Annotated in this window: 17 protein-coding genes and 1 pseudogene; 11 read left to right on the forward strand and 7 right to left on the reverse strand. The window is 57.6% G+C overall.

Annotated features, from left to right (window positions below; all coding sequences use genetic code 11):
- The first annotated feature begins 113 nt into the window (after positions 1 to 113).
- Positions 114 to 1,061, forward strand: coding sequence for a GlxA family transcriptional regulator (locus tag KGB23_RS11935; RefSeq protein WP_223431224.1), 948 nt, complete (start codon positions 114 to 116; stop codon positions 1,059 to 1,061).
- Positions 1,062 to 1,095: 34 nt separating this feature from the next.
- Here the strand turns inward: KGB23_RS11935 and KGB23_RS11940 are convergent, their stop codons facing one another.
- The 4 genes and pseudogenes from KGB23_RS11940 to KGB23_RS11955 all read right to left on the reverse strand — a co-directional run bounded on the left by KGB23_RS11940 (position 1,096) and on the right by KGB23_RS11955 (position 3,978).
- The gene (locus KGB23_RS11940; protein WP_223431225.1) at positions 1,096 to 2,841 is read right to left on the reverse strand and encodes a hypothetical protein; all 1,746 of its coding nucleotides are present in this window, start codon (positions 2,839 to 2,841) and stop codon (positions 1,096 to 1,098) included.
- Positions 2,842 to 2,880: 39 nt separating this feature from the next.
- Entirely contained in the window at positions 2,881 to 3,303 is a 423-nt protein-coding gene (locus KGB23_RS11945; RefSeq protein WP_223431226.1) for a DUF3010 family protein, read from the reverse strand.
- Between the two features lie 32 nt (positions 3,304 to 3,335).
- Positions 3,336 to 3,566 (reverse strand): annotated as a pseudogene (locus KGB23_RS11950) (helix-turn-helix domain-containing protein); the annotation flags it as partial.
- A gap of 10 nt (positions 3,567 to 3,576) precedes the next feature.
- The gene (locus tag KGB23_RS11955; RefSeq protein WP_150658441.1) at positions 3,577 to 3,978 is read right to left on the reverse strand and encodes a lysozyme inhibitor LprI family protein; all 402 of its coding nucleotides are present in this window, start codon (positions 3,976 to 3,978) and stop codon (positions 3,577 to 3,579) included.
- A 248-nt stretch (positions 3,979 to 4,226) separates the two neighbouring features.
- On the opposite strand from KGB23_RS11955, the gene KGB23_RS11960 reads away from it, so the two are divergent.
- The 8 genes from KGB23_RS11960 (at position 4,227) to KGB23_RS11995 (ending at position 13,883) form a co-directional block, all read left to right on the forward strand.
- Positions 4,227 to 5,204, forward strand: coding sequence for a dipeptidase (locus tag KGB23_RS11960; protein ID WP_008033250.1), 978 nt, complete (start codon positions 4,227 to 4,229; stop codon positions 5,202 to 5,204).
- Positions 5,205 to 5,282: 78 nt separating this feature from the next.
- Complete coding sequence (locus KGB23_RS11965; protein WP_008033249.1) at positions 5,283 to 5,813, forward strand: DUF5943 domain-containing protein; 531 nt, start codon at positions 5,283 to 5,285, stop codon at positions 5,811 to 5,813.
- Positions 5,814 to 5,828: 15 nt separating this feature from the next.
- Positions 5,829 to 7,889, forward strand: a complete 2,061-nt coding sequence (gene dgcA, locus KGB23_RS11970; protein ID WP_046052432.1) for a dimethylglycine demethylation protein DgcA — start codon at positions 5,829 to 5,831, stop codon at positions 7,887 to 7,889.
- 171 nt (positions 7,890 to 8,060) lie between these two features.
- Complete coding sequence (dgcB, locus tag KGB23_RS11975; protein ID WP_223431227.1) at positions 8,061 to 10,010, forward strand: dimethylglycine demethylation protein DgcB; 1,950 nt, start codon at positions 8,061 to 8,063, stop codon at positions 10,008 to 10,010.
- Positions 10,010 to 11,230, forward strand: a complete 1,221-nt coding sequence (locus KGB23_RS11980) for an electron transfer flavoprotein subunit alpha/FixB family protein (RefSeq protein ID WP_223431228.1) — start codon at positions 10,010 to 10,012, stop codon at positions 11,228 to 11,230. The genes dgcB and KGB23_RS11980 overlap by 1 nt, the downstream gene beginning before the upstream one ends.
- Positions 11,231 to 11,245: 15 nt before the next feature.
- On the forward strand, positions 11,246 to 12,016 hold the full coding sequence (locus KGB23_RS11985; protein ID WP_056739081.1) for an electron transfer flavoprotein subunit beta: 771 nt from the start codon (positions 11,246 to 11,248) through the stop codon (positions 12,014 to 12,016).
- Positions 12,017 to 12,037: 21 nt separating this feature from the next.
- On the forward strand, positions 12,038 to 12,604 hold the full coding sequence (locus tag KGB23_RS11990) for a GNAT family N-acetyltransferase (RefSeq protein WP_223431229.1): 567 nt from the start codon (positions 12,038 to 12,040) through the stop codon (positions 12,602 to 12,604).
- Between the two features lie 79 nt (positions 12,605 to 12,683).
- Positions 12,684 to 13,883 (forward strand): retropepsin-like aspartic protease, encoded by a 1,200-nt coding sequence (locus tag KGB23_RS11995; RefSeq protein WP_223431230.1) that lies wholly within the window; start codon positions 12,684 to 12,686, stop codon positions 13,881 to 13,883.
- A 682-nt stretch (positions 13,884 to 14,565) separates the two neighbouring features.
- Here the strand turns inward: KGB23_RS11995 and gbcA are convergent.
- Positions 14,566 to 15,861, reverse strand: coding sequence for a glycine-betaine demethylase subunit GbcA (gene gbcA, locus KGB23_RS12000; RefSeq protein ID WP_033053441.1), 1,296 nt, complete (start codon positions 15,859 to 15,861; stop codon positions 14,566 to 14,568).
- A 282-nt stretch (positions 15,862 to 16,143) separates the two neighbouring features.
- Here gbcA and gbcB point away from each other — a divergent pair, with 282 nt between their 5' ends.
- Entirely contained in the window at positions 16,144 to 17,244 is a 1,101-nt protein-coding gene (gbcB, locus tag KGB23_RS12005) for a glycine-betaine demethylase subunit GbcB (RefSeq protein WP_223431231.1), read from the forward strand.
- Positions 17,245 to 17,481: 237 nt separating this feature from the next.
- Here gbcB and KGB23_RS12010 read toward each other — a convergent pair whose 3' ends face one another.
- Both KGB23_RS12010 and KGB23_RS12015 read right to left on the reverse strand, forming a co-directional pair.
- Complete coding sequence (locus KGB23_RS12010; RefSeq protein WP_223431232.1) at positions 17,482 to 18,306, reverse strand: SDR family oxidoreductase; 825 nt, start codon at positions 18,304 to 18,306, stop codon at positions 17,482 to 17,484.
- A gap of 140 nt (positions 18,307 to 18,446) precedes the next feature.
- Complete coding sequence (locus KGB23_RS12015; protein WP_033053959.1) at positions 18,447 to 19,487, reverse strand: low specificity L-threonine aldolase; 1,041 nt, start codon at positions 19,485 to 19,487, stop codon at positions 18,447 to 18,449.
- A 131-nt stretch (positions 19,488 to 19,618) separates the two neighbouring features.
- On the opposite strand from KGB23_RS12015, the gene KGB23_RS12020 reads away from it, so the two are divergent.
- Positions 19,619 to 20,338 (forward strand): TraX family protein, encoded by a 720-nt coding sequence (locus KGB23_RS12020; protein WP_223431233.1) that lies wholly within the window; start codon positions 19,619 to 19,621, stop codon positions 20,336 to 20,338.
- The last annotated feature ends 75 nt before the right edge of the window (positions 20,339 to 20,413 follow it).

Raw genomic sequence — 20,413 nt, forward strand, 5'->3', positions numbered from 1 at the left:
CGGCGACCAGCTCTTGCACTGCAGCGACCTGCGCTCTTGAATGCCGCCGGCAAGTGGCGTATCAACGTCCACACGCTTCCCGTCCTCTCGCTACCTGCCATCGAGTGCGCTCCATGTCCCAGGATTTCTACTTCATGTTGATGCCGGGTTTCTCGGCGATTGGATTTATCTCGGCCATCGAGCCGCTGCGAGTCGCCAATCGCTTTCGTGGCGAGCTCTACCGCTGGCATGTGCTCAGTGCGGACGGCGGGGCGGTATTGGCCAGCAATGGCATGTCGGTCAACGCCGACGCGGCGCTGGAACCGCTGAAGAAAGGTGCAACCCTGCTGGTGGTCGCCGGTTTCGAACCGCTGAAATTCGCCACGCCCGCGCTGGAACACTGGCTGCGCCGCCTGGATAACGAAGGCGTGACCCTCGGCGCCATCGACACCGGTAGCTTCATCCTCGCCGAAGCCGGCCTGCTCGACGGCCACCGCTTGACCCTGCACTGGGAAGCCATCGACGCGTTCAAGGAGTCCTATCCACAGCTCAGCGTCACCCAGGAGCTGTTCGAGATTGACCGCCGACGTATTACCTCCGCCGGCGGCACCGCTTCCATCGACCTGATGCTCGACCTCATCAGTCAGGCCCACGGCCCGGAACTGGCAATCCAGGTCAGCGAACAATTCGTACTCGGCCGCATCCGTCCGCGCAAAGACCACCAGCGCATGGAAGTCGCCACGCGTTATGGCATCAGCAACAAGAAACTGGTGCATGTGATTGGGGAGATGGAGCAGCACAGCGAGCCACCGCTGAGTACGCTGGAATTGGCCGAATCGATCAAGGTGACGCGACGGCAGCTCGAACGCCTGTTTCGCCTGCACTTGAACGACACGCCGAGCAATTTTTACTTGCGCTTGCGGCTGGAGAAGGCCCGGCAGCTGTTGCGGCAGACGGACATGAGCGTGTTGGAAGTGAGTATCGCGTGCGGGTTTGAATCGCCGTCGTATTTCACCCGAAGCTATCGGGCGAAGTTTGCAAAGTGTCCGCGGGAGGATCGGCACTTAAATAAGGTTTTTTAAGCGAATGACATAAATAACTCATTTGGGTAACGGGTTATACATGTTTGCATATGAATTTTAGATCGCTGAACTCAAAAACAGCGTGAGCATTTCTATATATTTCGAAATTTTCTTCAAGTGATGTGTTTGTGGTCATATTGGATAAATATTCGTCAGCTATATTTTCTATTCTGTGAAGCTGTGGGTCAGTGAGTGCGTGAGCTGTTTGAAAGCTGTCATTTTTTTTAATTGCAAATTCCCCGTTCTTCAAAATATTTCTAAATAGGTTCCACTCGTAAAAATATATACCTTTGGTTTCAAAAAAATTTAGGAAGGGCAGGTTGTGTAGCAGTATGAAAAAACTGTTGTCAGTGCGCGCATCCGCGAGGTTGTGGCGTGCAAGTTTCTTCCGGATGCTATCGGTGTCGAGATTTTCTTTTAGTGTCAGTAGTTGTTTGATGTATCCTTTGTTGAATTCTTTGTCTTGCATCAATAGGCATTGTTCTGAGAGGTATGTTGGTTGTGAAGTTAATCTGTACTTTATTTGTATGAAATAGTAGTTGTTGTGTTTCTGGTCTAGCAGTACGAGGTCGATATCGTAGCTTGTTATTTGTGCATTGTTTTCGGCTTTGAATCCGTCGAGCACTTTAAATTTTGATTGTTTAAGTTTTTTTATGTAGTTTGATATGTAGTCTTTCTCGAAGTTTTCTCCGAGCATTCCCTGAAAGTTGTCTTTGGGCTGTTTGTTGAACTCTGTCATGAGTCCTACAAGCTTTTTAAGCCCGTACTTGAAATCTAGAGCCCCTCGGAGGAATGAGTCAGCGCGCACCTCAATGAAATTCTTTGCTGTATTCAATAGCGTTTTATCGTTTTTCGATAGCGCGGACGTCATCGCATTTATCGTAGAGGCTCGGACGTAGCTTAGCAGTTCATATTTTGATGTTTCTCGATTGCCAAGGATCGCCTTGATTTCGATGTGGCATGCTACATAAACCAGTTCGCGGACGAAAAAATAAGTTGGGTGTTCTTTCAGGTTTTCGGAGAGATAATTAGCATGTATGGATAAGCATTTATCCATCATTGAGTTAATAAGCTGTTCTCTGATAGCGGTTGGGATATGGCCGTATTCTTTAAATATCTTTGCCATTTCTATAAGGGTTATAGTATCTGATAGATTGGAACTGTACTCTGACGTTTCTGATATCCAGTGGGCTTTTAGCTTTTTCTCAAAAGCGGGGGTCGGAGATATCGTGATAATACCCTTGGCAAAGCGTGCGGTCATCAGGCCGCGTGACAAAAAATAAAAAACTTCACTTAGGTAGTAGGCTAGCCACAGTTTGCTATGATTTAAGATTGATAGATTGTGTTTGCTTTCCAGATGCAGGTTCTCTGATATTCGATTGCAGGTATATACCAGTTTGCTCCAAGTGTTGGAGGCAGTGAACTGCTCTAATATTTCCTGTTTTTGCTCAGTAGGGCGTGATGTGAGCGCAATGCCGATCTTGAAGTAATCGCTGATCACTCTCATATAACGCTGCTGAATACTTTCGTCAGGAGGAAGTGGGTCTTCAAATATGTGTTCTTGAATGGTTGTTCGAAGATGTTCCAGTTGGATTTTCAACAGTTTAGCGATGATGAACTTCGTTTGTTCCGATGTGATGAGGTGTTGAAGGCGTTGGTGTTTGAGAAGTTTTTTTGAAACTATGCTCAGTTGCGCTATGTAAGAATCCAGATAGCTCGCCTGTTGAAGAGGGTTGTGTATAAATTTGATAAGTTCCCGATCTATTTCGTCATCAATCATTGTGAACATCCATGTTTCAATATGGGCTGAAAATAGCAGTTACGAAGCTGATCTAATCAACGCTGAACAAGCCGTCTTGTAAGCCTCATGCTGGTATTTGTTTAGCGTAACCGGCAGTGCAAAATCGAACTTCTTGTTCTGCGCATTGATGGTCTGTGGCGACAACAGGGTAACCTCGCAATTTTCCAGCAACTGGAAAACACCCTCAATCTTGAACGTGGTCGGTCCACCGGCGAACTCGCCTTTCTTGCTGCGCTTCTTGATCGCAATCCGGTCGATGGCGTTCTCGCGCACAAACGACGCCACCTGAGCGGCAAACACTTTGACGTTCGCGGCTTCGTCGTCCTCTTCGAGGGCGATTTTCTTGGTGGCCAGGGCGACATGGCTCAGGACCTGATCGTCGAGGGAGGCCACGGCGATGATGGCTTCGCTGCCTTTGATTTCGATGCCGCAGATTTTCATTTGAATTCCTTAACTGGCTGATGGCGTGCAGCTTACAGCTCAAGCTGATCGGCGTTGATGCCAAAAGCCGCGGCAATTTTCTCACGGGTCGCCTTGCGAGGCTTGGCGACGGTCTCCTGTTGGGCGAAGACCGGTTGGGAGATGCCCATGCGTTTGGCCACTTCATCCTGGGTAAGGTTCAGGTGTTCGCGCCAGGCCCTGATGGGTAGAGCACCGTCAACGATGCGACTGACTACTTCGTGTGGGATCAAATGATTCTCCATGTGTATGTTTCTACTCCTGCCCAATCGACTCCAAAAACTCCGACCGCTCGTCACTCATCCGCGCGACACAATCATTCTGCGCAATCGTGAATGCCTTGCTACCGCTCGTCGCCGGAAACGCCTCAACCGCACAGTCCGCATCTCGCGTCTTCAACCACTGCTGTTGAGCAGCCTTGAGCTTGGCGGTGATGTCGGTCAGTTGCGCCGGGTTCTTGCCATAGAGCGTTTGCATGCGCTCGGTCAGGCTTTGGTAGTTGGCTTTCAGCAGGTCTTCGGCGGTGGTTTTGCTGTAGACCGAGCATTCCAGGGTCTGGACTTCGTTTTCGACTTTGTCGCAGGGGTTATCGTCGGATTCTTCAGCCGCGTGTACGCCGGTCGCTATCAGTGCCAAAGCCAGGAAGATCGATTTCATTGCGCCGCCGCCCCTTATTCCAGTAAAGCATCCAGTGAAACATCCAGTAGTGGCGCGAATTCTGGCCCATGCGCAGGCCCTTGAACAGGTGGCTCATGACGTCCGTCGACGACCCTTTGTCGCAGATTGACGCTTTCGGCAAACCCCCTGTCGTTTTTGCACCCGGCTGCCCCCTTCCTCAGGCATATGCTGGCCCCAAAGCGCCGGCACACGATTCGGCGCATGAATCGCTAATAGGGGACAGCCTGATGAGCCCAGCCGAATTGCACGCCGACAGCATCGTTATCGACGGTCTGATTATTGCCAAGTGGAACCGTGAGCTGTTCGAAGACATGCGCAAGGGCGGTCTGACCGCGGCCAACTGCACCGTGTCGGTGTGGGAGGGCTTCCAGGCCACCGTCAACAATATCGCCGCCAGCCAGAAGCTGATCCGCGAAAACAGCGACCTGGTGATTCCAGTGCGCACCACCGCCGATATCCGCAAGGCCAAGGAGCAGGGCAAGACCGGCATCCTCTTCGGCTTCCAGAATGCTCACGCCTTTGAAGACCAGATCGGCTACGTCGAGGTCTTCAAGCAGCTGGGCGTCGGTATCGTGCAGATGTGCTACAACACCCAGAACCTGGTCGGTACCGGTTGTTACGAGCGTGATGGCGGCCTGTCGGGTTTCGGTCGTGAAATCGTCGCCGAGATGAACCGGGTCGGCGTCATGTGCGACCTGTCCCACGTCGGCTCGAAAACCTCCGAAGAAGTCATCCTCGAATCCAAGAAGCCGGTCTGCTACTCCCATTGCCTGCCGTCGGGTCTGAAAATTCACCCGCGCAACAAATCCGATGAAGAACTGAAGTTCATCGCCGATCACGGCGGTTTCGTCGGTGTGACCATGTTTGCGCCATTCCTGGCCAAGGGCATCGATTCGACCATCGACGATTACGCCGAAGCCATCGAATACACCATGAACATCGTTGGCGAAGACGCCATCGGTATCGGCACCGATTTCACCCAGGGCCATGGGCAGGACTTCTTCGAATACCTGACCCATGACAAGGGCTATGCCCGCCGCCTGACCAGTTTCGGCAAGATCATCAACCCGCTGGGCATCCGCACCGTCGGCGAGTTCCCGAACCTGACCGAAACCCTGCTCAAGCGCGGCCATTCCGAGCGCGTGGTCCGCAAGATCATGGGCGAGAACTGGGTCAACGTCTTGAAGGACGTCTGGGGCGAGTAAGCCACAGCACCTCTGAATCCTTTCCCCCGGCCGTCCGTGCCGGGGGCAACACCAAAATTTTTCTGGAGTTAAGTTTCCATGGCCAAGATCGCCCCGCAATTGCCAATCGAAGTCGACAGCGAAACCGGTGTCTGGACCTCCGACGCCCTGCCAATGCTGTATGTGCCGCGTCATTTCTTCGTCAACAACCACATGGGCATCGAGGAAGTGCTGGGCGCCGACGCCTACGCCGAAATCCTCTACAAGGCCGGCTACAAATCCGCCTGGCACTGGTGTGAAAAAGAAGCCGAATGCCACGGCCTGGAAGGCGTTGCGGTGTTCGAGCACTACATGAAGCGCTTGTCGCAGCGCGGCTGGGGCCTGTTCAAGATTCAGGACATCGACCTCGATAAAGGCACTGCCAGCGTCAAGCTCGAACACTCGGCGTTCGTCTACGTGTACGGCAAGGTCGGGCGCAAGGTCGACTACATGTTCACTGGCTGGTTTGCCGGTGCCATGGACCAGATTCTGCAAGCCCGTGGCAGCAAGATCCGCACCGTTGCCGAACAGGTTTACGGTGGCTCCGAAGAAGGCCACGACGACGGCCTGTTCACCGTCAAGCCGTTGTAAGTCGAGGAACCCGCCATGGCTTTCGAAGCAATGTTCCAGCCGATCCAGATCGGCAAACTGACCATCCGCAACCGCGTGCTCAGCACCGCGCACGCCGAGGTTTATGCCACCGACGGCGGCATGACCACCGACCGGTACGTCAAGTATTACGAAGAGAAAGCCAAGGGCGGGATCGGCCTGGCGATTTGCGGCGGTTCCTCCAGTGTGGCCATCGACAGCCCGCAAGGCTGGTGGAAGTCGGTCAACCTGGCCGATGACCGGATCATTCCGCACTTCCAGAACCTGGCCGATGCCATGCACAAGCATGGCGCCAAGATCATGATCCAGATTACCCACATGGGTCGTCGTTCCCGCTGGGACGGCGAGCATTGGCCAACCCTGCTGTCGCCGTCGGGCATCCGTGAGCCGGTGCACCGTGCGACCTGCAAAACTATCGAGCCGGAAGAAATCTGGCGGGTGATCGGCAACTACGCCAGCGCCGCCGCGCGGGCCAAGGCCGGTGGCCTGGATGGCGTCGAGCTGTCCGCCGTGCACCAGCACATGATCGACCAGTTCTGGAGCCCGCGAGTCAACAAGCGTACCGACGAATGGGGCGGCAGCTTCGAGAACCGCATGCGTTTCGGTCTGGAAGTGATCAAGGCTGTGCGGGCTGAAGTCGGCCCGGATTTCTGCGTCGGCATCCGTCTGTGCGGTGACGAGTTCCACCCGGACGGTTTGTCCCACGAGGACATGAAGCAGATCGCCAAGTACTACGACGACACCGGCATGATCGACTTCATCGGCGTGGTGGGTTCGGGTTGCGACACCCACAACACCCTGGCCAACGTTATCCCGAACATGAGTTATCCACCGGAGCCATTCCTGCACTTGGCCGCCGGTATCAAGGAAGTGGTGAAGGCCCCGGTGCTGCACGCGCAGAACATCAAGGACCCGAACCAGGCGACCCGTATTCTGGAAGGCGGCTACGTGGACATGGTCGGCATGACCCGCGCCCACATCGCCGACCCGCACCTGATCGCCAAGATCAAAATGGGCCAGGTCGATCAGATCAAACAATGCGTCGGTGCCAACTACTGCATCGACCGTCAGTACCAGGGTCTGGACGTGTTGTGCATCCAGAACGCCGCGACCTCCCGTGAATACATGGGTGTGCCGCACATCATCGAGAAGTCGACCGGTGTGAAGCGCAAAGTTGTGGTGGTCGGTGCCGGTCCTGCCGGGATGGAAGCCGCTCGCGTGTCGGCCGAACGTGGCCACGACGTGACCCTGTTCGAGAAGAAAGAATTCATCGGCGGGCAGATCACCACTGCCTCGAAAGCCCCGCAACGGGACCAGATCGCCGGTATCACCCGCTGGTTCCAACTGGAATTGGCGCGTTTGAAAGTCGACCTGCGCCTAGGCGTGGCGGCGGATGCGGCAACCATTCTCGACCTGCGTCCGGACGTGGTGGTACTCGCCGTCGGCGGTCATCCGTTCCTGGAGCAGAACGAACACTGGGGTGCGGCTGAAGGCCTGGTGGTCAGCAGCTGGGACATCCTCGATGGCAAGGTTGCACCGGGCAAAAACGTGCTGGTCTACGACACCATTTGCGAGTTCACCGGGATGTCCACCGCGGACTTCCTCGCCGACAAGGGCAGCCAGGTCGAGATCGTCACCGACGACATCAAACCAGGCGTGGCGATTGGCGGCACCTCGTTCCCGACGTACTACCGCAGCATGTACCCGAAAGAAGTGATCATGACCGGGGACATGATGCTGGAGAAGGTCTACCGCGAAGGCGACAAGCTGGTGGCGGTGCTGGAAAACGAATACACCGGCGCCAAAGAGGAGCGGGTCGTGGACCAGGTCGTCGTCGAAAACGGCGTGCGTCCGGACGAAGAAATCTACTACGCCCTGAAGGAAGGCTCGCGCAACAAAGGCCAGATGGACATCGAAGCCCTGTTCGCGATCAAGCCGCAACCTTCGCTGAGCCAGGCGGGCGACGGCTACTTGCTGTTCCGCATCGGCGACTGCGTGGCGCAGCGCAACACCCACGCGGCGATCTATGACGCGTTGCGGTTGTGCAAGGATTTCTAAGAGCTTGTGGATAACCCTGTGGGAGCGGGCTTGCTCGCGAATGCAATCTGTCAGCCGACATTGATGTCGACTGACCCACCGCTTTCGCGAGCAAGCCCGCTCCCACAGGAATCGGGCAAGGCATCCAGGTAGTTTGGCCTGCAAGACCCTGCGGTCTTTGGGAGCTCCACCATGTTGAACACCCTTCTTCCAATCCTGTTGTTCGCTGCCTTGGGCCTGGCTGTCCTGGGTGCGTTGCGGCGGGTGGCTATGTGGCGTCAGGGCAGGGCTTCGAAAGTCGACCTGATCGGCGGCCTGTTCGCCATGCCCAAACGCTACATGGTCGATTTGCACCACGTCGTCGCGCGGGACAAATACATTGCCCACACCCACGTCGCCACAGCCGGTGGTGCAGTGGCGTCCATTGTGCTGGCGATTCTGGTGCATGGCTTTGGCCTGCATAACCGCATCCTCGGTTATGCACTGCTGTTGATGTCGGCGGTGATGTTTGTCGGCGCGATCTTTATGTTCCTGCGCCGTCGCAACCCACCGGCCCGTTTGTCCAAAGGCCCGTGGATGCGCTTGCCGAAAAGCCTGATGGCGTTCTCGGCATCGTTCTTCCTGTTGACCCTGCCGGTCGCCGGCATCCTCCCGGAAAACTTCGGCGGTTGGGTGGTGGCTGCGATCCTTGGCGTCGGTGTGCTGTGGGGCGTTAGCGAACTGTTCTTCGGCATGACCTGGGGCGGGCCAATGAAGCACGCCTTCGCCGGTGCTTTGCACCTGGCCTGGCACCGTCGCGCCGAGCGTTTTGGCGGCGGCCGTTCCACCGGTTTGAAACCGCTGGACCTGAACGACCCAACCGCGCCACTGGGCGTGGAAAAACCCAAGGATTTCACCTGGAACCAACTGCTCGGCTTCGACGCCTGCGTGCAGTGCGGTAAATGCGAAGCCGCGTGCCCGGCGTTCGCCGCCGGCCAGCCGTTGAACCCGAAAAAACTGATTCAAGACATGGTCGTCGGCCTGGCCGGTGGCACCGATGCCAAATTCGCCGGCAGCCCTTATCCGGGCAAAGCCATCGGCGAACACGCCGGTAACCCGCATCAACCAATCGTCAACGGTCTGGTGGACGCTGAAACCCTGTGGTCCTGCACCACCTGCCGCGCTTGCGTCGAAGAATGCCCGATGATGATCGAGCACGTCGACGCCATCGTCGACATGCGCCGTCACCTGACCCTGGAAAAAGGCGCGACCCCGAACAAGGGCGCCGAAGTCCTGGAAAACCTGATCGCCACCGACAACCCTGGCGGCTTCGCCCCGGGCGGGCGGATGAACTGGGCGGCGGACTTGAACCTCAATCTGATGAGCGAGAAGAAATCGGTCGACGTGCTGTTCTGGGTCGGCGACGGTGCCTTCGACATGCGCAACCAGCGCACCCTGCGCGCCTTCGTCAAAGTGCTGAAAGCGGCGAAGGTCGACTTTGCAGTGCTGGGGCTTGAAGAGCGCGACAGCGGTGACGTGGCCCGACGTCTGGGCGACGAAGCCACCTTCCAGTTGTTGGCCAAACGCAACATCCAGACCTTGGCCAAGTACAGCTTCAACCGCATCGTCACCTGCGACCCGCACAGCTTCCACGTGCTGAAAAACGAGTACGGCGCCTTCGACGGCAACTACCTCGTGCAGCACCACAGCACCTACATGGCCGAAATCATCGGCGCTGGCGCCCTGAACCTCGGCCAGCACAAAGGCAGCAGCGTGACTTATCACGATCCGTGCTACCTCGGCCGCTATAACGGCGAATACGAGGCTCCGCGTGAAGTGCTGCGCGCCCTGGGTATCGAGATCAAGGAAATGCAACGCTCCGGTTTCCGCTCGCGCTGCTGCGGCGGAGGCGGCGGTGCGCCGATCACCGACATTCCGGGCAAGCAACGGATCCCCGACATGCGCATGGAAGATATCCGCGAAACCGGCGCCGAACTGGTGGCCGTGGGTTGTCCACAGTGCACCGCGATGCTCGAAGGCGTGGTCGAACCCCGGCCGCTGATCAAGGACATCGCCGAACTGGTGGCGGATGCGTTGCTCGAAGACGCTGCCCCGAGCAAGCCGACCAAACCGGCCCAACGTGAACCTGCGGAGGCCCACTGATGAGCGACATTATCCGCCGCGACCCACGCGCCGAATGGATCGCCCGTAACCGTTTGCACCCGCTGCACGCGGCCATGCAACCGGCGCAACACAGCTGGATGGGGCCTAACGGCGTCATCCGCAAGAATCCCCATGGCATCGGTTTTATCGGTCCCAACGGCATCAAACGGATTGACCGCAGCGGCGCTCAACAGGGCGGGGCGAGCAAACGCTCGGCCGCCGTTGAAGTGCAATTACCGCTGCATCAAGTGCCGGCACCTGCGTTTTACATCAGCGTGGTGCCGGACATGGTCGGCGGCCGCTTGAGCAGCCACGACCGCGACTTGCTGGGTCTGGCTCATCAGTTGGCCGGTACGGACGGCGCGGTGTTGGCCGTGGTCTTCGGCGAACACAAAGAAAACGCCTTCGCCACCGCTGGCGTCGATCGCTTGCTGGTGCTGGAAGGCGACGAATTCAGTGGTTATGCACCGGAACAACGGGTCCAGGGCTTGCGGGCTGTGGATAACCAGTTCAGCCCTCGCCACTGGTTGCTGCCGGACAGCCGCAGCGGCGGTGGTGAATTGGGGCGACGCTTTGCCGCCGCACTGGGCGAACGCCCGGCCACGCGGGTCTGGCAGGTCAAGGATCAGGAATGCATCGGCCGCGCCGGTGCCGGTTTGCAGGACCTTGCGCGCCCGGTGGCACGCTTGATCCTGGCCGCCGTCGAATGCGCAGAACCGGTCAGCGAAACCCGTCACGAAGCGTTGCCGGTGGAGTTATCCACAGCGGTGGCCCGCAGTCTCTCGCGCATCGAGGATTTGGGCGCCGTGGCAGTGGATCCAGCGGCGATTCCGATGGCCGAAGCCGAATTCATCTTCTCCGGCGGCAACGGGGTCAAGGACTGGGGACTTTTCCACAGGACGGCCGAAGCGTTGGGCGCTACCGAAGGCGCGTCCCGAGTGGCGGTGGACGATGGCTTTATGGCGCGCGACCGTCAGGTCGGTGCATCCGGCACCTGGGTCACCGCGCGGGTTTACATGGCGGTGGGGATTTCCGGGGCGATCCAGCACCTGCAAGGCATCGGTGCCTGCGACAAGGTGGTGGCGATCAACCTCGATCCTGGCTGCGACATGATCAAACGGGCCGACCTGTCGGTGATCGGCGAAAGCGCCGAGATTCTTCAAGCCTTGATCGATGCGGTAGAGGCTTACCGCAACGAAGCCAAGCGCGATGCGGCTTAAGGAAAGGAAAGGGTTATGAGCACGAAAATCATCAGCCTGGTGTCCATCGGCGCCCACCCGACCTCCGGCCGGCCACGTCGCGCGGAGCAGGATGCGCGGGCGGTGGAGCTGGGCCTGCAACTCGCTGGGGATAACCTGCAAGTGCTGCATGCCGGCGACGTCGCAGAACCGGCGTTGCGTGCGTATCTGGGCATGGGCCTTGAACAGCTGCATGTGCTTGAGCAGCCGGAAGGCGCCGATGCACTGCCGGCATTGACTGCGTATTTGCGTGACGCAGGGGCTCAGGTTGTGCTGACCGGTAGCCAGGCGGAAACCGGTGAAGGCTCGGGCATGTTGCCGTTCCTGCTGGCGGAAAGTCTGGGCTGGCCGCTGGTCGTCGGGCTGGCTCAAGTTGAATCCATCGATGGTAATTCAGCACTGGTGCTGCAAGCTTTGCCGCGCGGTCAGCGCCGTCGCCTGAAAGTACGGCTGCCGTTTCTCGCGACTGTGGATAACGCCGCGCCGAAGCCTCGGCAAAGCGCCTACGGCCCGGCCCGACGCGGGGTGTTGCAGGCGGATGAAGTCGAAGTGATCGACGATGAACTGCTGGCAGTCGCCACGCTGCAACCGGCCAAGCCACGGCCTAAGCGCTTGAAGGTGATCAAGGCCAAGAGCGGCGCGGACCGGATGAAAGCCGCGACGGCCAAGGCCAGCGGTGGCGGCGGACAAGTGCTTAAAGGGTTGAGTGCCGAGGCGGGGGCCGAGGCAATTCTCAAGTTACTGATCGAAGAAGGCGTGGTCCGCTAGCGGTCTTGTGGGGGCAGGTAAATGGCTGTTGAATTTCGTTCTGCCCTGCGCGCGGATGCGCGGGAGATTGCTCGCTTGTTCCAGATTTCGTCAGAAGGCGCTGCGGATTACATCTGGAGCCAACTGGCGCAACCCGGTCAGGATTTACTGGACGTGGGCGCCAGTCGTTACGCCCGTGACGACGTCGATTTTTCTTATCAGAACTGCCTCATCGCCGAGGCTGATGGAAACGTCATTGGCATGATGCACAGCTACGTGATGCGTCACGATCCGCTGGCGCCTCCAGTGACCGATCCAGTCCTGGCGCCGTACGCCAGGATGGAAATCCCCGACACCCTCTATATTTCCAGCCTGGCGCTGCATGAAGGCTGGCGAAACCAGGGCCTGGGCAAGCAATTCCTCGCCTACGCTTACGACCGTGCCAACCAGCTGGGGCTCAATGGCTTGAGCCTGATCGACTACGCCGTGAACACCGGCGCCCGTCGGTTTTACGAGCGACATGGCTTTCGTATCGTCGATATCTGCCAGATCACTCCCCATCCGATGATTCGGGTCACGGGTGAGGCCTATCTGATGTATCGGCCCTAGTGAGCTACATTTCTCTATGAGCTGCTCAGGGTTGCCGCAGCGCTAATTCATAAAACTCGTTTTCAAGAATGGGTTGAACATGAAAGCGGTCAGTCGGCGTGAGACATGTCTGATCGGCGGCGTGAATTTAAAGTCGTCTCTGGTGCTGCTTGCATTTTTTATCTGTGCAGCATCAAGTTCGATGGCTGATACCCGGCCGGCAGCTCCTGATTTTTACACATGGTTAGCGTCCGAACAGGGACAAAAAGCGTCCTTGGTGCAACTGAAACAGCAATGCGCCAAGGTGTTGGATGCTGAAGACAACCTGAATTGTTCAGTCTCCGTTCTCGCCCGAATGTTCGAGGCCAAAACCGCAAACCAGATTCCCGAATACTATCTGGCGATCAAGCGACGTCACGCTCAGGCAATCGCGAATGACCCTGAGCTCAACGCAATGTTTTCCATGTTCGGCAGCGAATCCCTCGCGACCCTGCGGGCGGTCGGCGATTTTTCGGTGACAAGAACGACGCGGCACGAGGTACTTGTGATCCATCCTTACGCCAGTGACGCTCACGTCACAGACGAGGTGCTGGCCTACCTCGATGTCAAAGCGGCCAATGGTGTCTCGTCACGCTTCATTCTGGACACCGGCGCACCGCAAACCCGGGTCAACCACGAAACCGCGAAGCTGATGGGAGTCAGGTTATTAACCGACTCTCACTATGGCTACAGCACGTTTTATGGTGAACGTGACCTGTCGGCCAAACTCGGGATCTTTGAGTCTTTAAAGATAGGCTCAAGCGAGTTCAGAAACGTCCTGGTGTTTGTCAGTGACCGGGAAAACCTGTTGGGGCTTGATCTGATCGGTAAGTTGGGGCGTTTGAAGGTCACCAAAAAGACCCTGGAGCTTAACGCCGAACCTCCCGCGCGATGTGATTCGCCAATTACCTATGCGCGTATCGACATCAATCAACGACTGACCATTGCCGCACGCCTGGATCGTCGGGCCACGCCGGCGATTATCGACACTGGCAATGTTGATTACCTGACTTCGTCCTCGCCGGGCAACTCGCCCATTCATGTCACCGATAAGCCGCGTTCCCAAACCTTCAAGGGTGAATTGAGCCTGGCGGGACATATCCAACGGATCACCTACAACTACTACCCGGACTTTACGATTCCTCCGTCGTTGTTGCTGGGTCAGTACGTGCCTTCGCTTTTGCTTGGGTGGGGTGCATTCAATGACCATGAGTTGAATCTTGATATCGACTCGGGTCGCTCGTGTTTCAACAGGACCTGATCGCGGTTACCCACAATCCCTGTTAGTGCTTCTGTGGATAACGTGTTCGCCCATCGCTACACACCATACAAATCAAGCCCTGCAACCCTTCGTACAAAAAATAACCAACCTAACTCGCGGTTTTTTCAGGCTTTTTCCAGAGGATAACTTTGTACGCGAACCAATACTTGCCCCCAATCTCTGTTAGCGCATCTGTGGATAAGATGTTCGCTGTCGTCTACAGGCCATATAAAACGGGCTTATCAGGCGATTGATCAAAAAACGATCAAATCAACGTTTTAAGCCGATAAACCTCGCGCAAACCCTGATTTATCGCGGCTTCCAACGGTTTTCCACAGATCCGCCCAAGTTGCCCCCAAAGTCTGTTGGCACTTCTGTGGATAAGGTGTTCGCCATCCTCTGCAAGCCACGTATAACGTGCCTTCCAGGCTTTAGATCAAAAAACAACCAATCGTTGTTCAAAACCCTGCTTCTGGATAAGTCACGGATTTTCTTCAGTTTCTGTGGAGAAAATTTGTGCGGTAAGCCGAGTTGTCCCCATTTGCTGTGGGCGAAGGTGTGGATAACTTGTTCGCGAACCGCTACAGCCCCATGCCAGCGGCAGCTCTAAAGCGATTGATCGAAATTTGAACAATAAAAAACCGCGAAACATGTTCGCGGTTTTTTGTCTCAGCGGGATCGGTCAGCCTTGAACCGGAACCCCTTTGAGGTAAGGCGCAGGTTCCGCGCCCAGGTTGTTCAGCAAACGCTCGCTGTACCAGTCCACGAAGTTCACCACGCCAAATTCATAGGTCTTGGAGTAAGGGCCTGGCTGGTAAGCCGTGGAGTTGATGCCGCGCTGGTTCTCTTCGGCCAGACGACGGTCCTGATCGTTGGTCGCATCCCAGACCTGGCGCATGCGCTCCACGTCGTAGTCCACGCCTTCGACGGCGTCCTTGTGGACGATCCACTTGGTGGTGACCATAGTTTCCTGCGCGCTGATCGGCCACACGGTGAACACGATGATGTGGTCGCCCATGCAGTGGTTCCACGAGTGCGGCAAGTGCAGGATACGCATCGAGCCCAGGTCCGGGTTTTTGATGCGGCCCATGAGTTTGGCGCAGCCCTGTTTGCCGTCCAGGGTCATCGACACGGTGCCCTTGAGCAGCGGCATGCGCACGATGCGGTTACGCAGGCCGAAGCTGGCGTGGGCGTAAGGGATCTTCTCGGCTTCCCAGGCAGCGGCGGAGGCGGCGACGTGGTCCTTGAAGGCCTGATCGGCACGCGGGTCGGTGACGTCGTCCCATTCCAGCAGGGTTTTCAGCAGTTCCGGGTGCGACGCGTTGCAGTGGTAGCACTCGCGGTTGTTTTCCAGCACCAGTTTCCAGTTGGCTTTTTCCATCAAGGTGGTGGTAATCGCCACCTTGGTGTTCTCCATGTCGTACGGTTCCATGTAATGGTTCAGCGTCGACAGGAAGTCATCAATGGCTGGCGGATTTTCCGACAGGCTGATGAAGATGTAGCCGCCGGCAGTCTTCACGTTTACCGGTTTGAGGCCGTACTCCTTCATGTCGAAGTCGGCGCCCATTTCGGTGCCGGCGAACAGCAGGCGACCGTCCAGTTCGTAGGTCCACTGGTGGTAGTGGCAGACCAGTTTGGCGACTTTGCCTTTTTCACTGGTGCACAGCCGCGAACCACGGTGACGGCAGACGTTGTGGAACGCATGGATCACGCCTTCGGCGCCGCGAATCACGATGATCGGGTTCTTGCCGACTTGCAGGGTCAGGTAGTTGCCCTTGGTCGGGATTTCGCAGGCCATGCCGGCAATCAACCACTCTTTCTGGAAGATTTCCTGCATGTCGATATCAAACAGCCGCTCGTCAGAGTAAAACGGCTGCGGCAGCGAGAAAGTACGCTCGCGCTCTTGCAGCATCTGCGCGGTGGCCTTGCGTGCGGGTTCCAGTGGATCGCCCAGGCTCAGGGTAGTGGTGACGTCCATCATTTAATCCTCAAGGCCATTCTGTGTGGCCGGCGAAAGTGGCTAATCAGGTTTGCTACGCAAGGTGTAAAGGTTGTGTCTTGGTATGGGGCGAGTGTGGGGCCGCTGTTGCCCGGAACCTTATCCATGGGCGACATGGCCCAATCTGTTCCCGACGCGCAACCCCCGGTAGATGCAGGCTGGTCGCGATAAGTATGTGAATGTCGCAGATAGGTAAATGGGTGGTTCGCGCTATACGCAGAATCGCCAACATAAGGCCGACCATCGGCGGTGGAGAACAGCATGTCCAACAGCTTCCTGAATCCGGTAACCACCCAGACCTGGGCCAATGGTCGACACATCGTCCGTTGCGTCAAAGTCATCCAGGAAACCTGGGATGTGCGCACCTTCTGTTTTATGGCTGACCAGCCAATCCTGTTCTTCTTTAAACCGGGGCAGTTTGTCACCCTGGAGCTGGAAATCGAAGGGGTGCCGATCATGCGCTCCTACACCATTTCCAGCTCACCGTCGGTGCCATACAGCTTTTCGGTGACGATCAAGCGCGTGCCGGGCGGCAAAGTCTCCAACTGGCTGCACGACACCCTGCACGAAGGCCAGGAGCTGGCGGTGCACGGGCCGGTCGGGCTGTTCAACGCCATGGACTTCACTGCGCCGAAGGTGTTGTACCTCAGCGGCGGTGTCGGTATCACGCCGGTCATGTCGATGGCTCGCTGGTTCTACGACACCAACGGCAACGTCGACATGGTGTTTATCCACAGCGCCCGCTCGCCCAAAGACATCATTTACCACCGTGAACTGGAACACATGGCGTCGCGGATCGATAACTTCAGCCTGCACCTGATCTGCGAGAAGCATGGCATGGGCGAGCCCTGGGCCGGTTATCGCGGTTACCTGAACCACAGAATGCTTGAATTGATGGCGCCGGACTTCCTTGAGCGCGAAGTGTTCTGCTGCGGCCCGACGCCGTATATGAATGCGGTCAAGCGCTTGCTGGAAGCCGCTGGCTTCGACATGTCGCGTTACCACGAAGAATCCTTCGGCGCGACCCCGCCAGAGGCCCGCGCCGACGCCGTGGAACACGCTGAACAAGCGGCCGACGCCCCGGAAATCGATGTGGCGGATCTGCATCAGGTGGAGTTCACGGCGTCTGGCAAGAGTATTCGTGTGGCACCGGGGGAAACCGTTCACGCTGCGGCGGCCAAGTTGGGCCTGTTGATTCCGAAGGCGTGCGGGATGGGGATTTGCGGGACATGCAAGGTGATGAAGCTCGGTGGTGAAGTCGACATGGAACACAACGGCGGGATCACTGAGGAAGACGAAGCGGAAGGGTTCATTCTTTCGTGCTGCAGCGTGCCGAAAGGGGATGTGCGGATCGAGTTCTGATGGAAGTCTGGAAGGGTAGTCAACTTCAAGATCCACCCCTCACCCCAGCCCTCTCCCCACAGGGGAGAGGGGGAAAGGGAGCAGATCTTCATGCTGTTCAAAACCTGAGCTCACCTCGATATCTCAGGTCGCAAATTTTCTAAAGAAATCCACAGTCAGTCCCCTCGCCCCTTGGGGCGGTCCGACGTTTCGGGAGGGTTAGGGTGAGGGGCGGATCTAACTGACACCCTAAATCACTCAACCAACAAACAAATCCGGCATCAGCGGGTCGGTTGTGTCAGGCGCAAACCGATACGGTTCAAAATCCGTCACCCCGTGTTCACCAAGAATTTCCTCATCAATCAGCAATCGCCCAGTAATGCTGCGACCGCTGCTGCTCAGAATCACATGGGCGGCATCGGCCATGATCGCGGGCGTGCGCGCATGCTTGAACGACTCGCGTGACCCCAGCTGAAACTCGATGGCGGCGGTGGCTATCATCGTCTGCGGCCACAGGGAGTTGACGCTGATGCCATAGTTCTTGAATTCCTCGCTCATGCCCAGCGTCAGCATGCTCATGCCGTATTTGGTCACGGTGTACGGGCTGTATTGGGCGAACCACTTGGTGGCCAGGTTTAGCGGTGGCGACAGGCTGAGGATGTGCCCGCTGCTTTTCTTCAGATAGGGCAGGGCGGCCTGGCTGCACAGGAGCACGGCGCGGGTGTTGATTTGGTGCATCAGGTCGAAGCGCTTGAGTTCGATGTGTTGAACCCCGGTCAGCTTGATCGCCCCGGCATTGTTGATCAGCGCATCAATGCCGCCGAAATGCTCGTTGGCCTTGGCCAGTGCCTCACGCACCGCGACTTCATCACGCACATCCACCTGCAAGGCCAACGCCTTGCCGCCCGCGGCTTCGACTTCCTTGGCCACGCTGAAAATCGTGCCCGGCAACTTGGGGTGCGGCTCGGCGCTTTTGGCTGCAATCACAATGTTGGCCCCATCCCGCGCCGCCCGCAGCGCGATCTCACGACCAATCCCACGGCTGGCGCCGGTAATGAACAGGGTTTTGCCTTTCAATGACATGCGTGCGCTCCTGATTATTGTTGTCTGAGCGGAGGCTCGACAAACAATGTAGACGATGGAGCAAGCGCAGGAGGGTGGGGTGGACGTGAACCTTGTGGCGAGGGGATGAATCCCCTCACCACAGAGGATCGGGTTGCTGCTTAGCGGGACATGACTTCGCGAATATCCGCCGCCAATTCCCGTACGCGTTCTTCTTCGGTGTCCCACGAGCACATGAAGCGTGCGCCGCCGTTGCCGATGAAGGTGTAGAAGCGCCAGCCCTTGGCCGTCAGTGCGGCGATGGCCGGTTCCGAGAGTTGCAGGAACACGCCGTTGGCCTGTACCGGGAACATCAGTTCCACACCTGGAATGTCGCTGACCAGTTCCGCCAGCAGCTGCGCGCAGTGGTTGGCGTGGCGGGCGTATTTGAGCCAGGCGTCGTTTTCCAGAATCCCGACCCACGGCGCCGACAGGAAACGCATTTTCGAGGCCAGTTGCCCGGCCTGTTTGCAGCGGTAATCGAAGTCTTCGGCCAGCTTGTGGTTGAAGAACAGAATCGCCTCACCCACCGCCATGCCGTTTTTCGTGCCGCCGAAGCACAACACGTCGACGCCGGCCTTCCAGGTCAGGTCGGCCGGCGTGCAGCCAAGGAACGCACAGGCGTTGGAGAAGCGCGCACCGTCCATGTGCAGGTTCAGGCCCAGTTCTTTGCACGTGGCGCTGATGGCGCGGATTTCTTCCGGGGTGTAGACGCTGCCGACTTCGGTGGCCTGGGTCAGGGTCACGACGCGCGGTTTCGGGTAGTGGATGTCCTGGCGCTTGAGCGCGATTTCGCGGATCGATTCCGGGGTCAGCTTGCCGTTTTCAGTGCGGGCGATGAGCAGCTTGGAACCGTTGGAAAAGAATTCCGGTGCGCCGCATTCGTCGGTTTCGACGTGGGCGGTTTCCGAGCAGATCACGCTGTGGTAACTCTGGCACAGCGACGACAGGGCCAGGGAGTTGGCCGCGGTACCGTTGAAGGCGAAGAACACTTCGCAGTCGGTTTCGAACAGTTTGCGGAAATCGTCGGACGCGCGTGCGGTCCATTCGTCGTCGCCGTAGGCGCGTTGGTGGCCGTGGTTGGCCTGTTCCATGGCCGCCCAGGCTTCAGGGCAGATACCGGAATAGTTGTCGCTGGCGAATTGTTGGCTCTTATCGGTCATGGCCGGCTTCCGTGTTCGGGGCTCTTATGGTGAAGAGTTCCGTGGTCAATGATGGTGCGCACTTTACCCAAGATCGTCAGGAGCGCACACGGGATGATGCTGTCAGAAAAATACAAAGACGACAGGCGATTATGCACATGACGCGAAGGGATGGGGCACTGGATCTGCTCAAGTGGCTGGCGCTGTTGAGCATGGTGCTCGATCACCTGCGATATGTCGGTTATTCCGTCGATCTGCTGTATGTGCCGGGGCGACTGGCGTTCCCCTGGTTCTGTCTGGCAATGGCCGCAAACCTGGCGCGGGCCCGTGCGGTGACGACGGACGGCCAGTGGCGTTACCTGGGCTGGTTGCTGCTGTTTAGCGCCATCAGCGAAATTCCGTATCGGATGTACATTCCTGATCCCGACACCTTGAACGTGCTGCCCACGTTGGCGCTGGGGTTGCTGGTGGCCCGTGGCTGGCAGGACCGAACCCTGCAAGCGCGACTGTTGGCGGCAGGCGCCTTGCTGCTGGCGGCGCTGTTCCCGGAGCGACTGATGTTCGGCTTTTTCGGCGTGCTGTTGCCGCTGGCGATGTTGCTGGTGATCGGGCGGCCCTGGTATTTCAGCCTGTTGCCGGGATTGGTCTGTCTGGCAGCCAATCAATGGCAAGTGCTGTATTCCTCCGCGTGGTTTCACAACAGTGAAGCTATCCTCGGCATCGCCGCTTGTCTGATCGCGCCACTGGCCGGCCTGCTTTTGCTGCGCCACGCCGGCCAGTTCAAACCTCCACCACCGATGCGTCGCTGGGCGTACGCGCTGTATCCGCTGCATTTTTTACTGTTGCTACTTGTCCGCCAAGTCGCCTCATAACCCTGTGGGAGCGGGCTTGCTCGCGAATGCGGTGTGTCATTCAGCATTGTTGTCGACTGGCACACCGCATTCGCG

Origin of the sequence: Pseudomonas sp. GL-B-26 (assembly GCF_019947405.1) — a bacterium.
GTDB lineage: Bacteria > Pseudomonadota > Gammaproteobacteria > Pseudomonadales > Pseudomonadaceae > Aquipseudomonas.

Bases quoted from the DNA above. Each gene is read 5' to 3' on its own strand.
- KGB23_RS11945 (WP_223431226.1), bottom strand. From the start codon at position 3,303: ATGAAAATCTGCGGCATCGAAATCAAAGGCAGCGAAGCCATCATCGCC.
- KGB23_RS11955 (WP_150658441.1), bottom strand. From the start codon at position 3,978: ATGAAATCGATCTTCCTGGCTTTGGCACTGATAGCGACCGGCGTACAC.
- KGB23_RS11980 (WP_223431228.1), top strand. From the start codon at position 10,010: ATGAGCGACATTATCCGCCGCGACCCACGCGCCGAATGGATCGCCCGT.
- gbcA (WP_033053441.1), bottom strand. From the start codon at position 15,861: ATGGACGTCACCACTACCCTGAGCCTGGGCGATCCACTGGAACCCGCA.
- KGB23_RS12020 (WP_223431233.1), top strand. From the start codon at position 19,619: ATGCACATGACGCGAAGGGATGGGGCACTGGATCTGCTCAAGTGGCTG.
- KGB23_RS11985 (WP_056739081.1), top strand. From the start codon at position 11,246: ATGAGCACGAAAATCATCAGCCTGGTGTCCATCGGCGCCCACCCGACC.
- KGB23_RS11940 (WP_223431225.1), bottom strand. From the start codon at position 2,841: ATGATTGATGACGAAATAGATCGGGAACTTATCAAATTTATACACAAC.
- KGB23_RS12010 (WP_223431232.1), bottom strand. From the start codon at position 18,306: ATGTCATTGAAAGGCAAAACCCTGTTCATTACCGGCGCCAGCCGTGGG.
- KGB23_RS11965 (WP_008033249.1), top strand. From the start codon at position 5,283: ATGGCCAAGATCGCCCCGCAATTGCCAATCGAAGTCGACAGCGAAACC.
- KGB23_RS11990 (WP_223431229.1), top strand. From the start codon at position 12,038: ATGGCTGTTGAATTTCGTTCTGCCCTGCGCGCGGATGCGCGGGAGATT.
- KGB23_RS11935 (WP_223431224.1), top strand. From the start codon at position 114: ATGTCCCAGGATTTCTACTTCATGTTGATGCCGGGTTTCTCGGCGATT.
- dgcB (WP_223431227.1), top strand. From the start codon at position 8,061: ATGTTGAACACCCTTCTTCCAATCCTGTTGTTCGCTGCCTTGGGCCTG.
- gbcB (WP_223431231.1), top strand. From the start codon at position 16,144: ATGTCCAACAGCTTCCTGAATCCGGTAACCACCCAGACCTGGGCCAAT.
- KGB23_RS11960 (WP_008033250.1), top strand. From the start codon at position 4,227: ATGAGCCCAGCCGAATTGCACGCCGACAGCATCGTTATCGACGGTCTG.
- KGB23_RS12015 (WP_033053959.1), bottom strand. From the start codon at position 19,487: ATGACCGATAAGAGCCAACAATTCGCCAGCGACAACTATTCCGGTATC.
- KGB23_RS11995 (WP_223431230.1), top strand. From the start codon at position 12,684: ATGAAAGCGGTCAGTCGGCGTGAGACATGTCTGATCGGCGGCGTGAAT.
- dgcA (WP_046052432.1), top strand. From the start codon at position 5,829: ATGGCTTTCGAAGCAATGTTCCAGCCGATCCAGATCGGCAAACTGACC.